The 18,845-nt window shown below is 70.0% G+C and carries 18 protein-coding genes, 1 pseudogene and 1 other annotated feature; of the genes and pseudogenes, 7 read left to right on the top strand and 12 right to left on the bottom strand.

Going from position 1 to position 18,845, the window contains the following annotated elements; genetic code table 11:
- Positions 1-24: 24 nt before the first annotated feature.
- From FGX59_RS15805 to FGX59_RS15795, 3 genes are read right to left on the bottom strand one after another with little or no spacing between them, the layout of a single operon-like run.
- Positions 25-1,362, bottom strand: coding sequence for an MATE family efflux transporter (locus FGX59_RS15805; protein ID WP_138467981.1), 1,338 nt, complete (start codon positions 1,360-1,362; stop codon positions 25-27).
- The gene (locus tag FGX59_RS15800) at positions 1,355-1,855 is read right to left on the bottom strand and encodes a PaaI family thioesterase (protein WP_138467979.1); all 501 of its coding nucleotides are present in this window, start codon (positions 1,853-1,855) and stop codon (positions 1,355-1,357) included. Before FGX59_RS15800 ends, FGX59_RS15805 begins: the two co-directional genes overlap by 8 nt.
- A complete protein-coding gene (locus FGX59_RS15795) occupies positions 1,852-2,295 on the bottom strand; it encodes a PaaI family thioesterase (protein ID WP_138467977.1) in 444 nt (147 codons plus the stop codon). Before FGX59_RS15795 ends, FGX59_RS15800 begins: the two co-directional genes overlap by 4 nt.
- Positions 2,296-2,428: 133 nt before the next feature.
- Between FGX59_RS15795 and FGX59_RS15790 the strand changes: the two genes are divergently transcribed.
- The 3 genes from FGX59_RS15790 (at position 2,429) to FGX59_RS15780 (ending at position 5,234) form a co-directional block, all read left to right on the top strand.
- Positions 2,429-2,836, top strand: a complete 408-nt coding sequence (locus FGX59_RS15790) for a MerR family DNA-binding transcriptional regulator (protein WP_138467975.1) — start codon at positions 2,429-2,431, stop codon at positions 2,834-2,836.
- 140 nt (positions 2,837-2,976) lie between these two features.
- The gene (locus tag FGX59_RS15785; RefSeq protein ID WP_138467973.1) at positions 2,977-3,375 is read left to right on the top strand and encodes a MerR family DNA-binding transcriptional regulator; all 399 of its coding nucleotides are present in this window, start codon (positions 2,977-2,979) and stop codon (positions 3,373-3,375) included.
- An 89-nt stretch (positions 3,376-3,464) separates the two neighbouring features.
- Positions 3,465-5,234: an acyl-CoA dehydrogenase C-terminal domain-containing protein gene (locus FGX59_RS15780; protein ID WP_138467972.1), complete on the top strand. Its 1,770-nt coding sequence runs from the start codon at positions 3,465-3,467 to the stop codon at positions 5,232-5,234.
- Positions 5,235-5,286: 52 nt separating this feature from the next.
- Here the strand turns inward: FGX59_RS15780 and FGX59_RS15775 are convergent, their stop codons facing one another.
- Both FGX59_RS15775 and FGX59_RS15770 read right to left on the bottom strand, forming a co-directional pair.
- Positions 5,287-6,084, bottom strand: coding sequence for an SseB family protein (locus tag FGX59_RS15775; RefSeq protein WP_138467969.1), 798 nt, complete (start codon positions 6,082-6,084; stop codon positions 5,287-5,289).
- A gap of 75 nt (positions 6,085-6,159) precedes the next feature.
- On the bottom strand, positions 6,160-6,453 hold the full coding sequence (locus tag FGX59_RS15770; RefSeq protein WP_138467966.1) for a 4a-hydroxytetrahydrobiopterin dehydratase: 294 nt from the start codon (positions 6,451-6,453) through the stop codon (positions 6,160-6,162).
- A 179-nt stretch (positions 6,454-6,632) separates the two neighbouring features.
- Between FGX59_RS15770 and FGX59_RS15765 the strand changes: the two genes are divergently transcribed.
- On the top strand, positions 6,633-7,766 hold the full coding sequence (locus FGX59_RS15765) for an alkylphosphonate utilization protein (protein WP_138467965.1): 1,134 nt from the start codon (positions 6,633-6,635) through the stop codon (positions 7,764-7,766).
- A gap of 27 nt (positions 7,767-7,793) precedes the next feature.
- Here FGX59_RS15765 and FGX59_RS15760 read toward each other — a convergent pair whose 3' ends face one another.
- From FGX59_RS15760 to FGX59_RS15750, 3 genes are all read right to left on the bottom strand, one after another.
- Complete coding sequence (locus FGX59_RS15760; RefSeq protein WP_138467963.1) at positions 7,794-9,221, bottom strand: hypothetical protein; 1,428 nt, start codon at positions 9,219-9,221, stop codon at positions 7,794-7,796.
- Between the two features lie 451 nt (positions 9,222-9,672).
- Positions 9,673-10,710, bottom strand: coding sequence for an AraC family transcriptional regulator (locus FGX59_RS15755; protein WP_138467961.1), 1,038 nt, complete (start codon positions 10,708-10,710; stop codon positions 9,673-9,675).
- A complete protein-coding gene (locus FGX59_RS15750; RefSeq protein WP_138467959.1) occupies positions 10,707-11,888 on the bottom strand; it encodes a cation:proton antiporter in 1,182 nt (393 codons plus the stop codon). Before FGX59_RS15750 ends, FGX59_RS15755 begins: the two co-directional genes overlap by 4 nt.
- A gap of 161 nt (positions 11,889-12,049) precedes the next feature.
- On the opposite strand from FGX59_RS15750, the gene msrB reads away from it, so the two are divergent.
- Complete coding sequence (gene msrB, locus FGX59_RS15745) at positions 12,050-12,511, top strand: peptide-methionine (R)-S-oxide reductase MsrB (RefSeq protein ID WP_138467957.1); 462 nt, start codon at positions 12,050-12,052, stop codon at positions 12,509-12,511.
- A gap of 96 nt (positions 12,512-12,607) precedes the next feature.
- On the opposite strand, the gene ettA is transcribed toward msrB, so the two are convergent.
- The gene (gene ettA / locus FGX59_RS15740; RefSeq protein WP_138467955.1) at positions 12,608-14,263 is read right to left on the bottom strand and encodes an energy-dependent translational throttle protein EttA; all 1,656 of its coding nucleotides are present in this window, start codon (positions 14,261-14,263) and stop codon (positions 12,608-12,610) included.
- A gap of 306 nt (positions 14,264-14,569) precedes the next feature.
- Between ettA and FGX59_RS39315 the strand changes: the two genes are divergently transcribed.
- The gene (locus tag FGX59_RS39315) at positions 14,570-14,692 is read left to right on the top strand and encodes a hypothetical protein (RefSeq protein ID WP_255471584.1); all 123 of its coding nucleotides are present in this window, start codon (positions 14,570-14,572) and stop codon (positions 14,690-14,692) included.
- Positions 14,693-15,494: 802 nt separating this feature from the next.
- Here the strand turns inward: FGX59_RS39315 and FGX59_RS15735 are convergent.
- Together FGX59_RS15735 and FGX59_RS15730 are read right to left on the bottom strand one after the other, a co-directional pair.
- Positions 15,495-16,774 (bottom strand): annotated as a pseudogene (locus tag FGX59_RS15735) (IS3 family transposase); the annotation flags it as partial.
- Positions 16,322-16,436: a sequence feature (AL1L pseudoknot), on the bottom strand. (Overlaps the previous pseudogene by 115 nt.)
- 151 nt (positions 16,775-16,925) lie before the next feature.
- A complete protein-coding gene (locus FGX59_RS15730) occupies positions 16,926-17,129 on the bottom strand; it encodes a DUF2061 domain-containing protein (protein WP_138467953.1) in 204 nt (67 codons plus the stop codon).
- 106 nt (positions 17,130-17,235) lie between these two features.
- Between FGX59_RS15730 and FGX59_RS15725 the strand changes: the two genes are divergently transcribed.
- Complete coding sequence (locus FGX59_RS15725) at positions 17,236-18,123, top strand: helix-turn-helix transcriptional regulator (protein WP_138467951.1); 888 nt, start codon at positions 17,236-17,238, stop codon at positions 18,121-18,123.
- On the opposite strand, the gene FGX59_RS15720 is transcribed toward FGX59_RS15725, so the two are convergent.
- A complete protein-coding gene (locus FGX59_RS15720; protein ID WP_171060664.1) occupies positions 18,087-18,830 on the bottom strand; it encodes a cell wall hydrolase in 744 nt (247 codons plus the stop codon). The two genes, FGX59_RS15725 and FGX59_RS15720, sit on opposite strands and share 37 nt — an antisense overlap.
- Between the last annotated feature and the right edge of the window lie 15 nt (positions 18,831-18,845).

Below are 18,845 nucleotides of genomic sequence, written 5' to 3'. Positions count from 1 at the left end.
GTTCAATTTGGGTGAAATAACGGTTCAATAACCGGCGGCCGAGCGCTCCAGCGCGGGATAGCGCAGCCCCAGCGCCGCGCCGCGGGCGAGGTAGGACACGCATTGCGCCGCCCAGAGCCCGTGATTGCCGAAAAGCGGCACCAGCGCGAAGGCGGCGGCGAAATAGACCGCCGTGGCGACGATCATCATGTTGCGCATGTCCCGCCCGCGGGTGGCGCCGATGAAGATGCCGTCGAGCATCCAGGGCGCCACCCCCAAGAGCGGCACCGCCACCATCCAGGGCAGGTAGTGCCGCGCCTCCTCGCGCACCAGCGGCGCGGTGGTCATCAGGTCGACCAGCTCGGCCCCGAACAGCGCGAAGCCCAGCGACAGGAGCGCGCCCGCCGCAAGGCCCCACTGGCTGCACAGCAGCGCGGCGCGGCGCAGCCGCAGCCGGTCGCGCGCGCCCATCGCCTGGCCGACCAGCGACTCGACCGCGAAGGCCAGCCCGTCGAGCGCGAAGGCGGTGATCGTGATGAACTGCATCAGGATCTGGTTCGCCGCCAGCGGCACCTCGCCGAAGGCGGGCGAGAAGAAGAAGATGAAGCTGATCACCACCGACAGAAGCAGCACCGAGCGGATCATGATATCGGCATTGACCGAGGCCATGTTGGCCAGCCGCGCCCGGTCGAAGACCCGCGCCGCGTCGCGCCAGGCCGGGCTGCGGAAGGCGTCGCGGCAGAACCAGAGCCCGGCGGCCAGCCCGCTCCATTCCGCGGCGAAGGTCGCCCAGGCCACGCCCTCGACGCCCCAGCCCAGTCCCATGACGAACCAGACATCGAGCAGGATGTTGACGCCGTTGACCGCGACCTGCGCGATCAGCACCGCGCGGGCGCGCTCATTGGCGATCAGCCAGCCGATCAGCCCGTAGCTGGCGATCATCGCCGGGGCGGACCAGATGCGGATCGCGCAATAGGTCCGGGCCAGCTCCTGCACCTCGGCGCTGGCCGTGGACAGGCCGAAGGCCAGGTGGAAGAGCGGCAGCTGCAGGCAGATCAGCGCCAGCCCCGCCAGCCCGCCGACCATCAGCCCGCGGCTGAGAAGCGCGACCAGCTCGGCGCGGTCCCCCGCCCCCAGCGCCTGCGCCGCCAGCCCGGTCGTGCCCATCCGCAGGAAGCCGAAGATCCAGTAGAACGCATTCAGCAGCGCGGCGCCCACCGCCACCGCCCCGATCGGCGCGGCCAGGCCGAGCTGGCCGACCATGGCGGTGTCGACCGCGCCCACGAGCGGCACGGTGGCATTCGAGATGACCATCGGCCCGGCGATCCGCCAGACCCGGCGATGGGTCAGCGGCGCAGGCGCCACGATGGCCGCGTCAGCCATCCTGCGGCATCAGGAAATGGCCCGTCGCCTGGGCGAAGAGGCGGCTGCGGTTGTCCTGCCAGGCCTCGACATGGACCGAGGCATAGCGCCGGCCCGAGCGGTTCACCCGCGCCCGCGCATAGGCGTCCCGCGGCAGGCCCGAGCGCAGGAAGTCGGTGGTGAAGTCGATGGTCTTCGGCATCGCCAGGCGGAAGGCGGGGTCGCGCAGTGCCTCGACCGCGACCGCGCCCGACTCGATCTGCTGCCAGAGCGGCCCCCAGGCCAGCTCGATCAGCGCGGTGCATTCCAGGAAGGCCGAGGTGACGCCGCCATGCAGCGCCGGGAGCAGCGGATTGCCGATCAGGTGGCCGGAATAGTTCAGCACCGCGGTCAGCTCGTCGCCGCGGCGGTCCATGGTCACGCCGATGAAGCGCATGTAGGGGATGCGCGCCTGCAGCGCCTCCAGCGCGGCGTCGCGGCGTTCCTTGACGACCTGCATCGGTTCTGGGGTCATTGCGCGCCTCCCTTGCGGCCGACCGCGGTGAAGGCGCCGGTGGCGGCGGCGACGGGGCGGTCCTCGTCGCCCTCGGTCCAGGCCTGGGCCCGCACGAAGGCGACGGTGCGGGTCACGTGATAGCATTCGGCGCGGGCGAAGATGCGCTTGCCCGGCGCGGCGGGGCGCATGTAGTCGATCCTGAGGTCGAGCGTCGCGGTCACCGCCTCGGTCATGTCGGGATGCGAGATCACCGCCCCGCCCGAGCAGGTGTCCATCAGCGTCGAGACCGCGCCGCCATGGATCACCCCGGTCTCCGGATCGCCGACCAGCTCCTCGGAATAGGGCATCGACAGCACCGCCACGCCCGGCGCGACGCTTTCCACCTTCAGCCCCAGCGCCCGCGCCTGGGGCAGCTCTTCGGTGAAGGTCTTCATCTCTTCGAGTTCGTTGCCGGTCATTGCATATCTCCCCGGCCACATATTGTTGGAAACGCGCGGGAGGTCCATATCGTTGACGCGAGGGCCGTGACGCAGCGTGCCGAATTGCCTCAGACATCGCGCCCGGCTAGCCTTGGCGCAAGGGAGGACCGACATGACAGCCGAAATCGACGGCACTCAGCGCCTGAACTTCAAGGAGATGTGCGCGAAGTTCGACGCGACGCCGCGCACGCTGCGCTACTACGAGTCCATCGAGCTGCTCTTCCCCGAGCGGGAGGGCTCGGCGCGGTTCTACGGCCCGCGCGAGGTGGCGCGGATGACGCTGATCCTGCGCGGCCGCCGCTTCGGCTTCGCCCTGGAGGAGATCCGCCAGTGGCTGCTGATCTACGAGGAGAAGGGAACCGAGGCGCAGATGCAGACCTGGATCGACCTGGCGACGCGCCAGCTCGAGACGCTGGAGGAGCAGCAGCGCCAGCTGGAGGAGACGATCGGCGAGCTGCGCGACCTGCGCGACGAGACCGCCGCCCAGCTTGGCGGAGCCATGCGCCGGACGCAGAGCTGATTTCCGTCAACTTGTTACGACACGCCATTTCCCGGGGATGACGTCACGTTCCGCTTACGCAGGCGTCAACCGCTCTTGCACTTGGCTTACGTAGAGTACATCTGCCGCCGGGTCTACTGGCGGAAACAAGAGAAAAAGCAATGACGCAAGAAGAAACCATGACCATCCGTGCGATGTGCGACGCCTTCGGGGTGACCGCGCGCGCGCTGAGGTTCTACGAATCGAAGGAACTGCTGTCGCCGATCCGGATCGGGCAGAAGCGGCTCTATACCAAGCATGACCGCGCCCGGCTGAAGCTGATCCTGCGCGGCAAGCGCTTCGGGTTCAGCCTCGAGGAGATCCGCCAGCTCCTGGATCTCTACAATCCCACGGATGGCAATGCCGCGCAGGTGCGCGAGGCCGTCCGCCTTGGCCGGGTCCATCTGGCCGAGATGACCGAACAGCGCGACGTCCTGACCGCCGCGATCGACGAACTCCAGGAGCAGCTCGATCTGGGCGCGGAGCAGATCGCCGCCATGGGAAAGACTGAGGCGGCGTAAGCCGCCAGGCGCAGCCCCCCGCCGAAGAGGGGGCGCGCCAGATGATTTCGGCGGACCGCGAAGGTCCGCATCCAAGGGAGAGAGAGACCATGCCGAGCTACACGGCGCCCACGCGGGACATCCAGTTCGTCTTGCAGGATCTGCTGGCCATCGCCCGGAGCCCCGTGCCCGGCCATGCCGAGCTGGAGCCCGATTTCACCGCCCAGGTCCTCGAAGAGGCCGGGCGGCTGTCGATGGAGGTGCTGGCCCCGCTGAACGCGGTCGGCGACCGCCAGGGCTGCCGGCTGGAGAACGGCGTGGTCCGCACGCCCGAGGGCTTCAGGGAGGCCTACCGCCAGATTTGCGAGGGCGGCTGGATCGGTCTCGACTGCGATCCCGACTATGGCGGCCAGGGCATGCCCTATGTCCTGAACTGCGCCGTGGGCGAGATGTTCGTCTCCGCCAACATGGCCTTCAACATGTACCAGGGGCTCAGCCACGGCGCGATCTCGGCGATCCATGCCCACGGCTCCGAGGCGCAGAAGGCCACCTACCTGCCGAAGATGATCGCCGGCGACTGGTCGGGCACTATGAACCTGACCGAGCCGCATTGCGGCACCGATCTGGGGCTGATCCGCACCAGGGCAGAGCCGCAGGACGACGGCAGCTACGCGATCACCGGGCAGAAGATCTGGATCTCCGCGGGCGAGCACGACCTGACGGAGAACATCGTCCATCTGGTCCTGGCCAAGATCCCCGGCGGCCCCGAGGGCGTGAAGGGCATCAGCCTCTTCATCGTGCCGAAATTCCTCGTCAACGGGGATGGCAGCCTCGGCGACCGCAACGGCGTGACCTGCGGCGGGCTCGAGGAGAAGATGGGGATCCACGGCAACGCCACCTGCGTGATGCATTACGACGGCGCCAGGGGCTTCCTGATCGGCGAGATGCACAAGGGCATGCGCGCCATGTTCACGATGATGAACGAGGCGCGGCTCGGCGTCGGGCTGCAGGGGCTGGCCCAGGGCGCCGTCGCCTACCAGAACGCCGCCGCCTTCGCCAGGGACCGGCTGCAGGGCCGCGACGCGACCGGCGCCAGGAACCCCGACGGCCCGGCCGATCCGATCATCGTCCATCCCGACGTGCGGCGCGGGCTGATGATGCAGAAGAGCTTCGTCGAGGGCGGCCGCGCGCTGGTCCTCTGGGGCGCCTCGCTGATCGACGCGGCGCATGCCGGCGACGAAGACGCCGAGGCACTGGTCTCGCTGCTGACCCCAGTGATCAAGGGCTTCCTGACCGACAAGGGCTTCGAGACGACGGTGCTGGCGCAGCAGACGCTGGGCGGCTCGGGCTTCACCCGCGAATGGGGGCTGGAGCAGTTCGTCCGCGATGCGCGGATCACCATGATCTACGAGGGCACCAACGGCGTGCAGTCGCTCGACCTGGTGGCTCGCAAGCTCCCCGCCAAGGGCGGCAAGGCGGTGATGGCCTTCTTCGAGATGGTCAAATCCTTCTGCAAGGAGAATGACACCGAGGAGATGGCCGCCTTCACCGGGCCGCTCAAGGCCGCTTCGAAGGACCTGCAGGCGGCCGGGATGTACTTCATGCAGGAAGGCATGAAGAACCCCAATGCCGCGCTCTCGGGCAGCTACGACTTCATGCATCTCTTCGGCCATGTCGCGCTGGGGCTGATGTGGGCGCGGATGTCGAAAGTCGCGCTGGAGAAGCGCGCCGCCGGCGAGGGCGATCCGGCCTTCTGGCAGGCCAAGCTGGCGACCGCGCGGTTCTACATGGCCCGCCAGCTGCCCGCCACGGCCCTGCACCTGTCGCGGATCCGCTCGGGCGCGGAACCGGTGATGGAGCTCGCCGAGGAGGCGTTCTAGCGCTGTCCCGTCCCGGCCCCCGCGCCGGGACCTCCCCGGCGGCCGCCCGCGCTCAGCGCAGGATCGGCGGCGTGTCCGGGTCCATGCCGGGCGCCGGGCGCTCGGCCACCGGCTCGGGCAGCTTCGGCAGGTCGAAGCGCAGCCCGACCTTGGCCAGCTGCGGCGCGATCCCGTCCGAAGACGGGAAGAAGGCGACATCGATCTCGCCTGCCGCGAGGCCGGAGAAGATCAGCGCCTCGTGCACCGCGCGCGCCAGCGCGGGCTCGGCGCCGGGCATGGCATCGACAAAGGCCAGAAGATGGCCGTGCCGCCCGTCGGCATAGGTCACCGCCGCCAGATAGGCCAGATCGGCCAGCCCCGCCGCCAGGGCGAGCTTGCCGTCGAGCCCCTCGATCAGCGCCTCTGGCAGGCCCGCGGGCGCGCGCACCTCCGAGGGCCGCGCCTCGCCCTCCTCGGGCCGGTGCTTGAGCTGCGCGTCGAGCCAGTCGACCGCCTCGGGCAGGAGCACGATCGCCGAGGGCGCGACATCCAGGTTCACCCCCAGCCCGATCCCCTGCCCGGCCAGCATCTCCACCAGCACCCGGCCCGACATGCCCGCATAGGGCGCGATCCCGCCGGCGAATTCCGCCAGCCGCGCCTCGCGGTCGAAGACCAGCACGATCTGCCCGTTCTCCAGGTCGAAGACCCGCGGCGTTATGCGGTCGCCCTCGGCCTCGCGGTCGAGCAGCAGGAAGAGCTCGGACGAGCCCAGGGTGTCGTAGAATCGCAGCCGCGCCGCATCGTCTTCGGGGGCAGAGTCCATTCTGGCATGGGCACGGTCGAGCGGAGTCAGATCGGCGTCATCGGTCATCGGAAGGCTCCTCCGGCAAATTGAGCGAACCGTACTTTGCTGCCCTGCAGCATGCAAGCGGACGGGATGAAGCGGCTAGACCGCCTCGACCGCCCGTGCAAGCGCGATGTCCTTCGCGGTGAGCCCGCCCGCGTCATGGGTGCTCAGCCGGATGTCCACGCGGTTCCAGACATTGCGCCAGTCGGGATGGTGATCCGCCGCTTCGGCCGCGAAGGCGACCCGCGTCATGAAGGCGAAGGCCTCGGGAAAGCCGGGGAATTTGAAACTCTTGGCAATTGCGCCACTCTCGGCGTCGCGGCGCCAGCCGGCCGCTTCCAGATCGGGGGCGATCTCGGCCAGGCTCTGGCCGGGGGCGATCAGCTCGGTCATCGGAGGGTCCTCCTTTTCGATCCCCCCAAGCTAGCACCGCAGCCGCCCGCGTCCAGCCCGCCCCCCTGCGCGGCCAATCCGCTGCCGCCAGAGCTGATTTGTCACAAGCACGACACAGAGAATCGCTATGCCTTCCGGAACGACAAGCGAGCGAGGACATGTCTGGTCAGCTTCCCCCCATGCGTTTCACGGGCGCGCGCATCCTGCGCGACGGCCTCCTGCAGGACCGCTCCATCGCCATTGCCGAGGGGCGGATCACCAAGGGACCGCTGCCGGCCGTGGACATGAGCGGCTACCTGATCCTGCCCGGCGTCATCGACATGATGGCCGCCGCCCCGGCGCCGCGCGGCGGCGAGCGCGGCTGCGCCTGGGTCCTCGACGAGGCCGACCGCACCGGCGCCGCCCAGGGCGTGACGCTTCAGTACATGCACCAGGGCTGGTCCTGGGAGGGCCCCGCCGAGAGCCCGGCCGCCGCGGCGGAGATGGCGGCGGCGCTCGCGGCGATGTCCGGGCGGCTCGTCACCGATCTGCGCCTGCTCCTGCGGGTCGAGCATGCCTCGGCGCGCGGCACGGCGCGCCTCCTGGAGCTGATCGGCCGCCACGGCATCGACCTGGTGATGTTCACCAACCGCGCCGCCCGCGCGCGCGATCTGCGCGATGCCGATGCCGCGGGCTTCGCCCGGCTGGCGGAGGCGACCGGCCGCGCGCCCGAGGCGCTGTCGCAGCTCCTCGAGGAGCTGGCCGTCGCGGCGCCCTCGATCCCGCGGGCGCTCTGCGACCTGGCCGAGCAGTTCGACGCGAGGGGCGTGCTCTACGGCTCGGCCGAGGACGAGAGCGGCGAGGCGCGCGAGCACCATTCGATGATCGGCGCGGGGATCTGCATGACCCCGGCCAGCTACCGCGCCGCCGCGGCCGCGCGGGCGGTCTGCGATCCGGTGGTGATCTCCGCGCGCGAGCTGGCCGAGCAGATCCAGACCCGCACGCTCGACCGCGACCTGCTGGCGCGCTGCGACGCGATCGTCTCGGACGGCGCCGCCCTGCCCCTGGCCGAGCTCGCCGTCTATCTCGCGGGCGCCGGGCTCGCCGATCTGCCGCGCGCCTGGTCGCTGATCTCGGAACAGCCCGCCCGGCTCCTGCGCCAGACCGGCCGGGGGCGGCTGGATTTCGGCGCGCGCGCAGATCTGGCCTTCGTCAGCGAGGCAACCGGCAAGGTCGAGGCAACCGTCTGCGGCGGGCGTCTCGCCTATCTCGGCGGCGCCGCCGCGGCGCGGTTCATCGGCCGCCGCAGCGCCCTGCAGATGGCCGCGGAATAGCCCGCCGCCGCCGTCCGGCCCGTTCTTTCAGCTCTGCCCGGCCAGCCGGGCCGCGAGCCGCGCGGCGACATTGTCCGGCGAGGTCTCCGCCAGGATGTCGAGGCAGAGCCCGATCAGCCGGTCGCTCTGCGGCTCCGGCACCGCGCCGGGCGCCGGCGCTTCGGCAAGCACGCGACGGCCGTCCGAGGCCGGGTACATCCGCCGCGCCCGCGCGCCGAGCACCGGCAGGTACTCGATCCGCCCGCCCAGCAGCACCGAGGCCACCGGCCATTGCCCGACCTCCGCGAAGCGGCGCAGCACCAGGGGCGGGACATGGTCGCCGCGCTGGACCAGCGCCTCGAACCGGCTGCGGATGCCGAAGAATTCCGGCCGGACATAGTCCAGCATCTCGGCATCCCAATCCTGCGCGCGGCTGAGCTGCAGGCTGGCATGCGGCATCTGCCAGTCCGGCAGCAGCGGCATGGCATTGTCGAGATTGAAGGTCAGCCGGGTGGTCGAGAGGCCGAGATTGCGCACCGTGAGGTTCCATTCCCCCGGCTCGGCGATGTTGCGCCCGTAATAGGTCGACATGCGGGCCGTCGGCGCGAAGCCGATCGCGTGGTCGAGCCGCTGCATCCAGCCGCTGCCGCGCGGATCGGGCGCGATCATCGCCGCACGCCCGCCATTGACCGCGCGGATCTCACCGCAGCTCTCCTCTTCGGCCCCGCCGGTGGACAGCTCCAGCCGTTCGCCCGACTGCGCCTGCAGCGACAGGCCGAGCGGACCGCAGGCGCCCGAGACCGCCGCCTGGTGCAGATCCATGAAGACCGGCGCCCGGCGCCGCGGCGGCAGGATCAGATCCATCCGCGCCGCGCGGCCCGGCTGCAGCACGACGGAGGCATCGGCATATTCCTGCACGAAGCCCTGCTCGCCCAGGAGCAGCGCGCCATGGCCGGTGACCCGGCAGTAGCGCTGCAGCTCCCGCGAGAGCATCTGCTCCAACCGCCGGATGCCGCTGCGCGCCAGGCCGAGCCCGGCAAGGTCGAGCCGGACGAGGAAGGGACGTCCCTGTCCCGGCTGCGACAGGACCTCCATCAGCCCCTGCAGGCCGAGCAGGAGGATAGCCGAGGCCATCTCGCCGCCGATGCCGAGCGGCAGCTGCCAGCCCAGCTGCCAGTGGCCGCTGCCGGTGCCGTCTTCGACCTGCACCGGGCAGGAGACCAGCCCGGCCGCCAGCCAGGCGCGGCGTCCCGCCGGTCCGGTCAGCGGCACCTGCAGGCCGCGCATCCGCGCCTTTGCCCCGGTCGCGCCGGAAACGGTCAGCACCAGGGGCACGGCCCGCGGCAGCGCCTTCCAGCAGCTCCAGCCCTGCCGGCCCAGGGCCTCTTCCTGGAGACCCGGCAAGGGCAGCGCCGGGCCACCCGGCCTGTCCTTTCCGGGAACCAGAACGGCATAGCCCGCGTTCGACGGGCGCATGAGTGCGGCATCCGCCCGGTCGGCCAGTCCGAACAGGGTCCCTCCGGCAGCTTCCCTTCCGGAGCGCAGCAGCCATGCGCCGGGCTCCGCCAGGAACGCGCCATGACGCCGGCGCCATGCAGCCGCTATGTCATCGCTCTTTTCAACATCCGCCATCGCAGTAGATCCACGTTCCCCCCGGAAGACCGATGACATAACAGCATCACGCCCCCGTGACGTCCATGACGGAAATCAGACAGGCGCGCTTCGAGCCATTCACGTCACGGAATATCGTTTGCCTACGAACATACTTGGGAAACTAATTTTCTCCAACGGCAGCTGACGCGGCATTTCTGCCCTCAAATTGGGCGCCCCCGAGCCGTCGCTGCCGTCCGGAGCGGCAGCGCGACTCAGTTTGCGGCATCTCGCAAAGCGGGATTTTGAAGACTAGCCCCCATCGGCGCCGGGCCGCCTATCTTGCCAGCCCGGAGCGGTAGGCGCCAGGCGACAGCCCGGTCCAGCGGCGGAAGGCATTCGTGAAGCTGCTCTGCTCGGAATAGCCCAGAAGGAAGGCGATCTCGGCCAGGCGCAGGCTGCGGTCGCCGAGCATCAGCTTGGCCTTGCGCCGCCGCACCTCCTCCACCAGCTCGCGGTAGCTCTGGCCCTCGGCCGACAATCTGCGGTTGAGGGTCCGCGTGCTCAGCCCCAGATCCGCGGCGATCACGGCCAGCGCCGGCGCGCCGCCTTCGGGCAGATGCGCCAGCACCGCCTCCTCGACGCTATGGGTCAGCGCGACCTCGACCTCGGGCGCGCTCTGCAGCAGCAATTCGCCGTAGCGTTCCAGATGGCGCTGCAGGTCGGGATCGTGGCGGTGGAGCGGCAGCGCCATGGCGCCGGGGCCGAAGGTCACCACCAGCTGGTCGGCCTGGGCGAGGACCGGACAGCCCCAAAGGCCGGACAGCCGCGCCTCGTGGCCGCGCGAGGCGGCCGGGAGCACGACCGACTCCGGCCGCAGCCCGCTCTGCGTGGCGCTGCGGAAATCCGCGATGATCGCCGAGACCGCGAATTCCTGGTAGGCCGGCAGGTGCTGCAGCCAGGGATCGGGGCTGCGGATCACCCAGAGCCCCGCCCCGTCCTCGCGCTCGAACTCCATGTGCAGCCCCGGCCGCGCCAGCTTCAGGAAGCGCGAGGCCGCCTCCATCGCGACGCCGAGGCTGCGCGAGCCGTGGATCACGTAGCTCAGCAGCGTGCTGGTGCGCCCGGGCATGCGCAGCCCCAGCTCGGCCGCGTAATAGGGATCGCCCGCCTGGTCGCAGAGCGCATGGAAGAAGGTCGCCTCCTGGCGCTGGCCGATCACCGCATCCTCGCCCTCGAGCGCTGCCGGATCGATCCCCGCCGCGCCGAGCACCCGGGCCACCAGGTTCGATCCCGCCCCCGAGATGCGGATGGCGCTGCGCACCCAGTCCGCGGGGACCTTGAAATCCTCTGCATCGAGCCGCGCGCCCGTCATTGCCGCCTCCGTGCGAAGGCACGCGCCCCCGGCGCCGCCGTCATGCCGTGCAGCAGCGCGCTGATCCAGACCGCATTGACCGCCAGATGCAGGATCGGCACCGATTGCAGCGGGTCGATCTGCGGCACGACCAGAAGCGCGAACAGCGCCGTCGCCAGGCCGCGCGGACCGAACCAGCCGAAGAAGATCCGCGTCGCCGGATCGGCATCCGTGCCCGCCAGCGACAGCCAGATCGCCAGCGGCCGGATGACGAAGAGGCTGCCCAGGATCACCGCCAGCATGCGCCAGTCGAGATAGGCCACCGCCTCGGGCATCAGCCCCAGCCCGATCAGCAGGAAGGCGGCCCAGGCCAGGATCTGCCCCTCGCCCTCGGCGAATTCGTAGATGAAGGTGGAGCGGCCGCGATGGACATGGCCGAAGACCAGCCCGCCGGTGAAGGCGGCGATGAAGCCGTTGCCGCCGATCAGGTCGGCGAGGACATAGCAGGCCGCGGCGATGGCCAGGGTGGCGATCCCCTCGAAGGCCGCCTCGGTCGTGCGCCGCGCCCGCGCCAGGTCGAGAAGCCGCGCCCCCGCCCAGCCCGCCGCCAGCCCGGCCAGGGGGCCGAGCACCACCTGCGCCAGCGCGAAGCGCAGCCAGTAGCCGGTTTCCTGCGTCTCCACCCCGGCGGCAAGGCTGGCCAGCATCAGCACGACCGGCAGCGCCAGCCCGTCATTCAGCCCGCTCTCCACCGTCAGCGACTGGCGCTGGCGCTCGGGCACCTCGGGATTGGAGATCACCGCCTGGCCGAGCGCCGCATCCGTCGGCGCCAGGATTGCCGCCACCAGCGCCGCGGCCGCCAGCGGCCAGCCCGGCGCCAGCAGCGCCACCAGCCCCGTGCCGAGCAGGATCGCCAGCGGCAGGCCGAGAAGCAGCATCCGCACCGGCCATTGCCGGTGGCTGCGCAGGCTGCGCAGATCGGTCTGCGCCGCATCGAGGAAGAGCAGCACGACCAGCGCCACTTCGGCGACCGCATGCAGCACGTGGACGATCTCTCCCTCGCCCGGTCCTCCGGCCAGCGCCAGCAGGAAACCCAGCAGGATGAACACCATGGGGGCCGTCACCACGCTCTGGGACAGGCGGCGCGACATCAGGCAGTAGCCTATCGTGACGATTGCGATCACGAGGGTGTCGATCATTCGGGACTCCGCCAACTGCACTCACTGCAACAGGATAGGCCAGTCGGGAGGTAAAGGTAAACGTCCGGACTGCCGCAAGGGAAGCAATCCTCCGGGGGGCTTGATGTCCGCGCCCGGAGGACCGAAATCTGCAGGGAACGACGCGCCACAGGAGACGCCCCATGAGCGATAGCCGCAAGAAATTGGACGAGGCCCTGTCCCGCCTCACCCCCGAACAGTACCGCATCACCCAGCAGAACGGGACAGAGCGCCCCTTTGCCAATCCCTACTGGGACCTCAAGGAGCCCGGGCTCTATGTCGACGTGGTCTCGGGCGAGCCGCTCTTCGCCTCGATCGACAAGTTCGACAGCGGCACCGGCTGGCCGAGCTTCACCCGCCCGGTCTTCGGCGACGCCGTGACCGAGCACCGCGATGCCACCCACGGCATGGTCCGGGTCGAGGCCCGCTCGGCCGGGGCCGACAGCCATCTGGGCCATGTCTTCCCCGACGGGCCGCAGGAGGCGGGCGGGATGCGCTACTGCATCAACTCCGCCGCGCTGCGATTCGTCCCCGCCTCCGCACTGGAGGAGGAAGGCTACGGCGCCTTCACCGGGCTCTTCGAAGAGGCCGGCACCGGCTCCTGATCCGGCACGCAAAGGACAGAGGCCGCCCTCCCTCGCGGGACGGGCGGCCTCTTCTTTCCCGCGCGGCCCGGGCAGGCACCCGGGCAGCGCCCGCGCTCAGCGCGCGAACTTCTTGTACTTGATCCGCTTGGGCTCGACGGCATCGGGGCCGAGGCGGCGCTTCTTGTCCTCCTCGTAATCCTCGAAATTGCCCTCGAACCACTCGACATGCGCCTCGCCCTCGAAGGCCAGGATATGCGTGCAGATCCGGTCGAGGAAGAAGCGGTCGTGCGAGATCACCACCGCGCAGCCGGCGAAATCGACCAGCGCGTCCTCGAGCGCGCGCAGCGTCTCGACGTCGAGGTCGTTGGTCGGTTCGTCGAGCAGCAGCACGTTGCCGCCCGAGCGCAGGAGCTTGGCCATGTGGACGCGGTTGCGTTCGCCGCCCGAGAGCAGGCCGACCTTCTTCTGCTGGTCGCCGCCCTTGAAGTTGAAGGCCGAGCAGTAGGCGCGGGAGTTCATCTCGGCATCGCCGAGCTTGATCACCTCGTTGCCCTCGGAGATCTCCTCCCAGACGGTCTTGTTCGCATCGAGCGCGTCGCGCGACTGGTCGACATAGCTCAGCTGCACCGTGTCGCCGTATTCGACCGTGCCCGCATCGGGCGTCTCCTGGCCGGTCAGCATGCGGAAGAGCGTGGACTTGCCGGCGCCGTTCGGACCGATCACGCCGACGATGCCGCCCGGCGGCAGGGCGAAATCCAGCCCTTCGATCAGCAGCTTGTCCTCGTAGGCCTTCTGCAGCCCCTCGACCTCGATCACCTTGGAGCCCAGCCGCGGGCCGTTCGGGATAATGATCTGCGCGCGCGACATCTTCTCGCGCTCGGACTGGTTCGCGAGCTCGTTATAGGAGTTGATCCGCGCCTTCGACTTGGCCTGGCGCGCCTTCGGGCTGGCGCGCATCCATTCCAGTTCGCGCTCCAGCGTCTTGGCGCGCGACTTGTCCTCGCGGGCCTCCTGCTCCAGCCGCTTGGCCTTCTGCTCCAGCCAGGCCGAGTAGTTGCCCTCGTAGGGGATGCCGCGGCCGCGGTCGAGCTCGAGGATCCAGCCGGTGATGTCGTCGAGGAAGTACCGGTCGTGGGTGACGATCAGGATCGTGCCCTTGTACTCGATCAGGTGGTTCTGCAGCCAGGCGATGGTCTCGGCATCGAGGTGGTTGGTCGGTTCGTCGAGAAGCAGCATGTCGGGCGCTTCGAGCAAGAGCTTGCACAGCGCGACCCGGCGGCGTTCGCCGCCCGAGAGGTTCTCCGGCATCGCCTCGTCCGGCGGGCAGCGCAGCGCCTCGAGCGCGACATCGACCTGGCTGTCGAGATCCCACAGGTTCTGCGCGTCGATCTCGTCCTGCAGCTGCGCCATCTCGTCGGCGGTCTCGTCCGAGTAGTTCATGGCGAGTTCGTTGTAGCGGTCGAGGATCGCCTTCTTGGCGGCCACGCCCAGCATGACGTTGTCGCGCACGCTGAGGCTCTCGTCGAGCTGCGGCTCCTGCGGCAGGTAGCCGACCTTGGCGCCCTCGGCGGCCCAGGCCTCGCCGGAGAAGTCCTTGTCGACCCCGGCCATGATCTTCATCAGCGTCGACTTACCCGCGCCGTTGACGCCGACCACGCCGATCTTCACCCCCGGCAGGAAGCTCAGGCGGATGTTCTCGAAGCATTTCTTGCCGCCCGGATAGGTCTTGGAGACACCATCCATGTGGTAGACATATTGGTAAGCTGCCATCTGGCCCTCCGTCAGTTTCGCCCCGATGTACCGGAGAGCCGCGGCAGGGACAATGCGCGTCGCGCCGGGGCGGGATCGCGCGGGCAGGTCCCGGCCCGAAGGTCCGGACCCACAGGCGGCCGCAGGGCAGGCCCCCGATCGACCGGAATGAGGACCTGGGGCGCCAACCGGGAGCATGCGAGCGGCCGTTCCGTGCTGCCGGGCCGTCGCCATCTGTCGCAAAGGACCTGCGCCCCTCCGAGCGCGGAGAAGACCTCGCGGATATCGCCGGACGGCATTGCGTCGCGCGTTGGCGGAGCTCTCCCCATGCGGCACGTGCTCCGCTGCCTCGCCGCGATCATGGAACTCCTCACTGTCCGCCATCCGTCCGGGAACGATGGCGCGTGCGACGCGGCGGGTGCCGGCCTGGCGGCCATGGACCTCGATTGATGTCCTTTTTCGCTACGATGGAACTCCCCGGATCAATCGCCTGGCGCCCGAACGCCGCGGCGAGACCAAGGAAGATGCCCTGCGGCTGCGCGGGCGGCCGGAGATCGCCGACACGGGCCAGGGATCGTCCTGCACCAGGCCCCGTTTCACGGACACGCTGCAGGACGCGGAGGCGCGGATCCCGATGGACGTCTGCGGGCGCGGGACGGGCAAGGTCATGATCGAACGGCTGTGGCGATCCGGGAAGCGCAAGTGCCTCTGCCGGAACGCTTGCGAGACCGGGTCCCGGGCCGGATCGGCAAGGGGACCCTTCGCCATCTCTCGCGGACGGATCGCATGCGTTGACCCGCTCGGTAACAGCGTGCGCCCGCATGCGGCGCCCGGAGGACGGGTACCCTTCGCGGCCCATCCGGGCTCTGGCCTGAAGGCGGCGTCAGGATCAACGGGCAAGCCTGGCGCCACCGCAGATCCGGCCGGAAATCGGGGACGGCCAGAGAGAAAGCCGATTGAAAGGCCGCGCAGTCCCCCTGTGCCCGGTGTGAAATGTGGACGCTCCCTTATCCATCGGCGGCCGCTCTCGACCGTATTCACATCCCGAAGCGCTTCTCCTGCGCAGATCGCCGGACCCGGCCCGGCGGCTGGCCCTTCGTTCCGGCAGGTTTCCGAAACGGACACCGCATCGGCCGCAATGGCCAAGCGGACCCGCACCCGGACCAACCGGGCGGCGTGAACCGCGCCGGGTTCGCCGGAGGCTTTCTGCTTGGTCTAAGGCGACCATATTCAGCCGCGTTTGCTCGTCAGAGAATTTCCGCTCAGCCTCGGCTGGAGGGATGTCTCCGATCGGACCGCGCAAGCGCCGCGCATTGAACCAGTCGACCCATGTCAGCATTTCCCATGCGGCAGCATCTGCCGATTTCCAGAGACCGAGCCGATGGATGACCTCGGCCCTGAACAGCCCGATGATCGTCTCGGCCAGGCATTGCCATGGGACTCCCCGACGCTGCCGACGGAAGGTTCGAGCCGGGCTTCGGCCAGGCGCTCGGTGCCGCGCAGGGACAGGTACTGGGATCCCCTGTCGGAACGATGCACAGGTTCCCCGCCGGGACGCCGCTCGCACAGCACCCGCTCGAGCGCATCGAGTGCGAACCATGTTTGCAGTGACCGCGAAATCCGCCATCCGACGATCCGCTCCGCGAAGGTGTCGTTCACGAAGGCCACGTAGGCGCCCCCCTGCCAGGTCGAGGCATATGTGAAATCCGGGACCCGGAACCTGTTCGGCGCCGGAGCCCGGAACTGGCGGGTCACCTCGTCCTTCGGTCAGGGACACCCCGGGCCCGGACGGGTTGTCTTGAGGACATCACCGCGAACAGCCCCTCGCATTCCTGGATTTTTCGCCAGCCGGGCCCCGTGCGAGCCGGGCGAACTCGAAACCTTCGCGCCGCAGCTGCAGCCAGGCCGTCCTGGCGCCGCGGAGGCTGAAGTTCTCATCCCAAACCCGCCGATGTCCGGCAGCAGAGCGGCATCACGGCGCGACCGGCGCTTGCCCTGGACGGATCGCGGGCCGTGGCCACACTGTCATGGCATGTGGACGGGCCGATCGGCAGGACCTTGCAGATCGGCCTCGGCCGTCGGGCCCGGACTGATGGCGCCGCGATGGCGAAGCCCCGTGCGTACCACGATCGGCATCGATGAAGGCGACCATCGATTCAGTGGGCGGCCGGACTCCGCCAGGGCGAAATACGCTGACGCCTTCCGCCGGGGAATTGATCCCCCGGATCAATTCCTGATCCTCCTCGATCAGGATCTGGTTCGCCTGCCGAAGCTTCCGGACGTCTCTTTCCAGCTCGCGGATCCGGGCCCGCTCCTGGCTGATCGCGCCGCTCCGCACGCCGCCATCCGTTTCCGCATGGGCAACATAGCGGCGCTGGGATGCCCGGCTGCAGCCGATCTTGGGCGCGATGGCCCGGATGGCTGACGACGGCTCCGGATAGCTGCCGCGCGTGTCGGACACCATTCGAACCGCGCGCTCGCGGGTCTCGGCGCCTAGCTGTTCGCTTGGTTATCCCGTGCCATGGGCTCCATCCACACACGCTTCGGAGCCTCCGGCGAACCCGGAGCGGTCAGCGCCCGAGCGCTGGAATGATCCCGTCCGGACTCGGCACCGCTCTGCACAGCTGGCACCGCCTCATCCCCGCGCCCGGCCGCGCGATCCCCAGCACGGGCCGCCAGACACTCAGCCGCGGCGGCCCCAGGCGACGCGGGCCCAGACGCGCTCGTGCAGCGCATAGGTGACAAGTCCCGTCGCCGCCCCGGTCAGCGCGATGCCCCCGCCGGTTGTCACGGAGCCGGTGAAGGCGAGGCCGATCAGGGTCATCAGGCCCAGGCCAAGTCCCTGCCAGGTCAGGGCTTTCGCCAGGGTGCGCAGGGGCGTGTCCATTGCCGTCTCCTTCCATGCTGCTCGCCTCCGGCCTAGCCCGGGGCGGCCGCCGGGAGAATTCGGGGCTTTGTCCCGGTTTCCTCACCATGCTAGAGTTTTCCCTGCAATGATGACCAAACTCGACAAGCGCGACCGCGCCGCTCTCTTCCGCGCCCGGCTGAGCGAGACCATGGCCCGCAAGGACCTGTCGCGCAGCGCGCTGGCGCGGCTGACCGGGGTCGACCGCTCCACCATCGGGCAGATCCTCGCCGAGGGCGCCGCGCGGCTGCCCAATGCCGGGCTCGCCGCCGATTGCGCCGCGGCGCTCGGCGTCTCGGTCGACTGGCTGCTCGGCCTCTCGGACCGGCCCGAGCCCGTCGGCGAGATGATCGAGGCGGCGGTGCGGCTGACCGAGGCCGAGCGCTCCGGCGCCGATGCCCAGATCCTCGACTGGCACCGCGAGGCGGCCGGCTACAAGATCCGCCATGTCCCCGCCACCCTGCCCGACCTCCTGCGCACCGAGTCCGTGCGGCGCTGGGAATACGCCGCCTTCCTCGGCCGCAGCCCCGCCCCCGGCACCGCCACGATGCAGCCCGAGCAGGACTGGCTGAATGCCGGGCTCTCGGATTACGAGATCGCCATGCCGGTGCACGAGCTCGAGGCCTTCGCCGCCGGGACCGGCTACTATTCCGGCATCGCGCCCGAGATGCGCGCCGAGCAGCTCCTGCATATCCGCGAGCGCTGCGAGACGCTCTTCCCGTCGCTGCGGCTGTTCCTCTTCGACGCCCGCCGCGCCTTCTCGGCGCCGCTCTCGGTCTTCGGGCCGGGGCTCGCCGTGCTCTATGTCGGGCGCTTCTACCTGGCCTTCCGCGAGGCGTCCCGCGTGCGCGCCATGGCCCGGCATTTCGACTGGCTGGTGCGCGAGGCCACGGTCGATGCACGCGACATGCCGCGCTTCCTCGACGGGCTCCTGGCCGCTCAGGATCTTCCGGGCCGTGACCGCCAGAAGATGTGATCGGCGATCCGCTGCACCAGATCCATGTCCTTGTTCCAGACCGGGTCGACATAGGTCGCGTGGTAGTGGTCGGCGCCCCGGAGCCGCGGATCGGGTCCGGCCATCAGCACCTGCGCGGCGATCTCCACCGCCTCGATCCAGGCGCGGCGGTTGCGGATCGGGGCGAAGCGGCGCGCGGGGGTGAGGTAGGAGAACTGCACCGGAACCACCACCGTGCAGGGCGTGCGGCCCCAGCGCAGCGGGTCGGCGGCGCGGGTCAGGATCACGCTGGCCACCGCCGCCTGTCCCTGGCGCGGCTGGTTGCGCGCCTCGTGGTAGATCGACACGGCGAGGCACATCAGCGCCGATTCCCGCGAGAAATCCTGCGGCGGATGGGCGGCCAGCCAGGCCGCCTCCGCCCGGATCTCGCGCGCGGGCGGCGGGCGGTAGCCGCGGCCGGGCAGCGGATCGAACCAGCGCTGCCGCCGCGCCGCCAGCCCGTCCCGGTCGCCAAGCGCCAGGGCCCGCGGCTGCACGAAGGGCATCGGCGCCGCCGCCTCGAAGAGCCGCCCGCCCTGCCCAGCCAGGGGTCCGCGCGCCGGCTGCAGCAGCGGACTGCCGCCGCCCCCCTGGAAGAGGCTCTGCGCCGCAGCGGGCCCGCCCGGCGACAGCGCCAGCAGCAAGAGGAGGATCGGACCGCCGAGGGCCCGCAGGAGCGTCATCGCCATGCCTTCCGTTCTGGA

The organism is Poseidonocella sp. HB161398 (assembly GCF_005870025.1).
In the GTDB taxonomy this organism is placed as follows: Bacteria; Pseudomonadota; Alphaproteobacteria; order Rhodobacterales; family Rhodobacteraceae; genus Mangrovicoccus.
Note: the sequence above shows the minus strand (reverse complement) of the source record. Positions and strands in the feature narration are given on the sequence as shown.

Bases quoted from the DNA above. Each gene is read 5' to 3' on its own strand.
- FGX59_RS15805 (WP_138467981.1), bottom strand. From the start codon at position 1,362: ATGGCTGACGCGGCCATCGTGGCGCCTGCGCCGCTGACCCATCGCCGG.
- FGX59_RS15800 (WP_138467979.1), bottom strand. From the start codon at position 1,855: ATGACCCCAGAACCGATGCAGGTCGTCAAGGAACGCCGCGACGCCGCG.
- FGX59_RS15795 (WP_138467977.1), bottom strand. From the start codon at position 2,295: ATGACCGGCAACGAACTCGAAGAGATGAAGACCTTCACCGAAGAGCTG.
- FGX59_RS15790 (WP_138467975.1), top strand. From the start codon at position 2,429: ATGACAGCCGAAATCGACGGCACTCAGCGCCTGAACTTCAAGGAGATG.
- FGX59_RS15785 (WP_138467973.1), top strand. From the start codon at position 2,977: ATGACGCAAGAAGAAACCATGACCATCCGTGCGATGTGCGACGCCTTC.
- FGX59_RS15780 (WP_138467972.1), top strand. From the start codon at position 3,465: ATGCCGAGCTACACGGCGCCCACGCGGGACATCCAGTTCGTCTTGCAG.
- FGX59_RS15775 (WP_138467969.1), bottom strand. From the start codon at position 6,084: ATGACCGATGACGCCGATCTGACTCCGCTCGACCGTGCCCATGCCAGA.
- FGX59_RS15770 (WP_138467966.1), bottom strand. From the start codon at position 6,453: ATGACCGAGCTGATCGCCCCCGGCCAGAGCCTGGCCGAGATCGCCCCC.
- FGX59_RS15765 (WP_138467965.1), top strand. From the start codon at position 6,633: ATGCGTTTCACGGGCGCGCGCATCCTGCGCGACGGCCTCCTGCAGGAC.
- FGX59_RS15760 (WP_138467963.1), bottom strand. From the start codon at position 9,221: ATGCGCCCGTCGAACGCGGGCTATGCCGTTCTGGTTCCCGGAAAGGAC.
- FGX59_RS15755 (WP_138467961.1), bottom strand. From the start codon at position 10,710: ATGACGGGCGCGCGGCTCGATGCAGAGGATTTCAAGGTCCCCGCGGAC.
- FGX59_RS15750 (WP_138467959.1), bottom strand. From the start codon at position 11,888: ATGATCGACACCCTCGTGATCGCAATCGTCACGATAGGCTACTGCCTG.
- msrB (WP_138467957.1), top strand. From the start codon at position 12,050: ATGAGCGATAGCCGCAAGAAATTGGACGAGGCCCTGTCCCGCCTCACC.
- ettA (WP_138467955.1), bottom strand. From the start codon at position 14,263: ATGGCAGCTTACCAATATGTCTACCACATGGATGGTGTCTCCAAGACC.
- FGX59_RS39315 (WP_255471584.1), top strand. From the start codon at position 14,570: ATGCGGCACGTGCTCCGCTGCCTCGCCGCGATCATGGAACTCCTCACT.
- FGX59_RS15730 (WP_138467953.1), bottom strand. From the start codon at position 17,129: ATGGACACGCCCCTGCGCACCCTGGCGAAAGCCCTGACCTGGCAGGGA.
- FGX59_RS15725 (WP_138467951.1), top strand. From the start codon at position 17,236: ATGATGACCAAACTCGACAAGCGCGACCGCGCCGCTCTCTTCCGCGCC.
- FGX59_RS15720 (WP_171060664.1), bottom strand. From the start codon at position 18,830: ATGGCGATGACGCTCCTGCGGGCCCTCGGCGGTCCGATCCTCCTCTTG.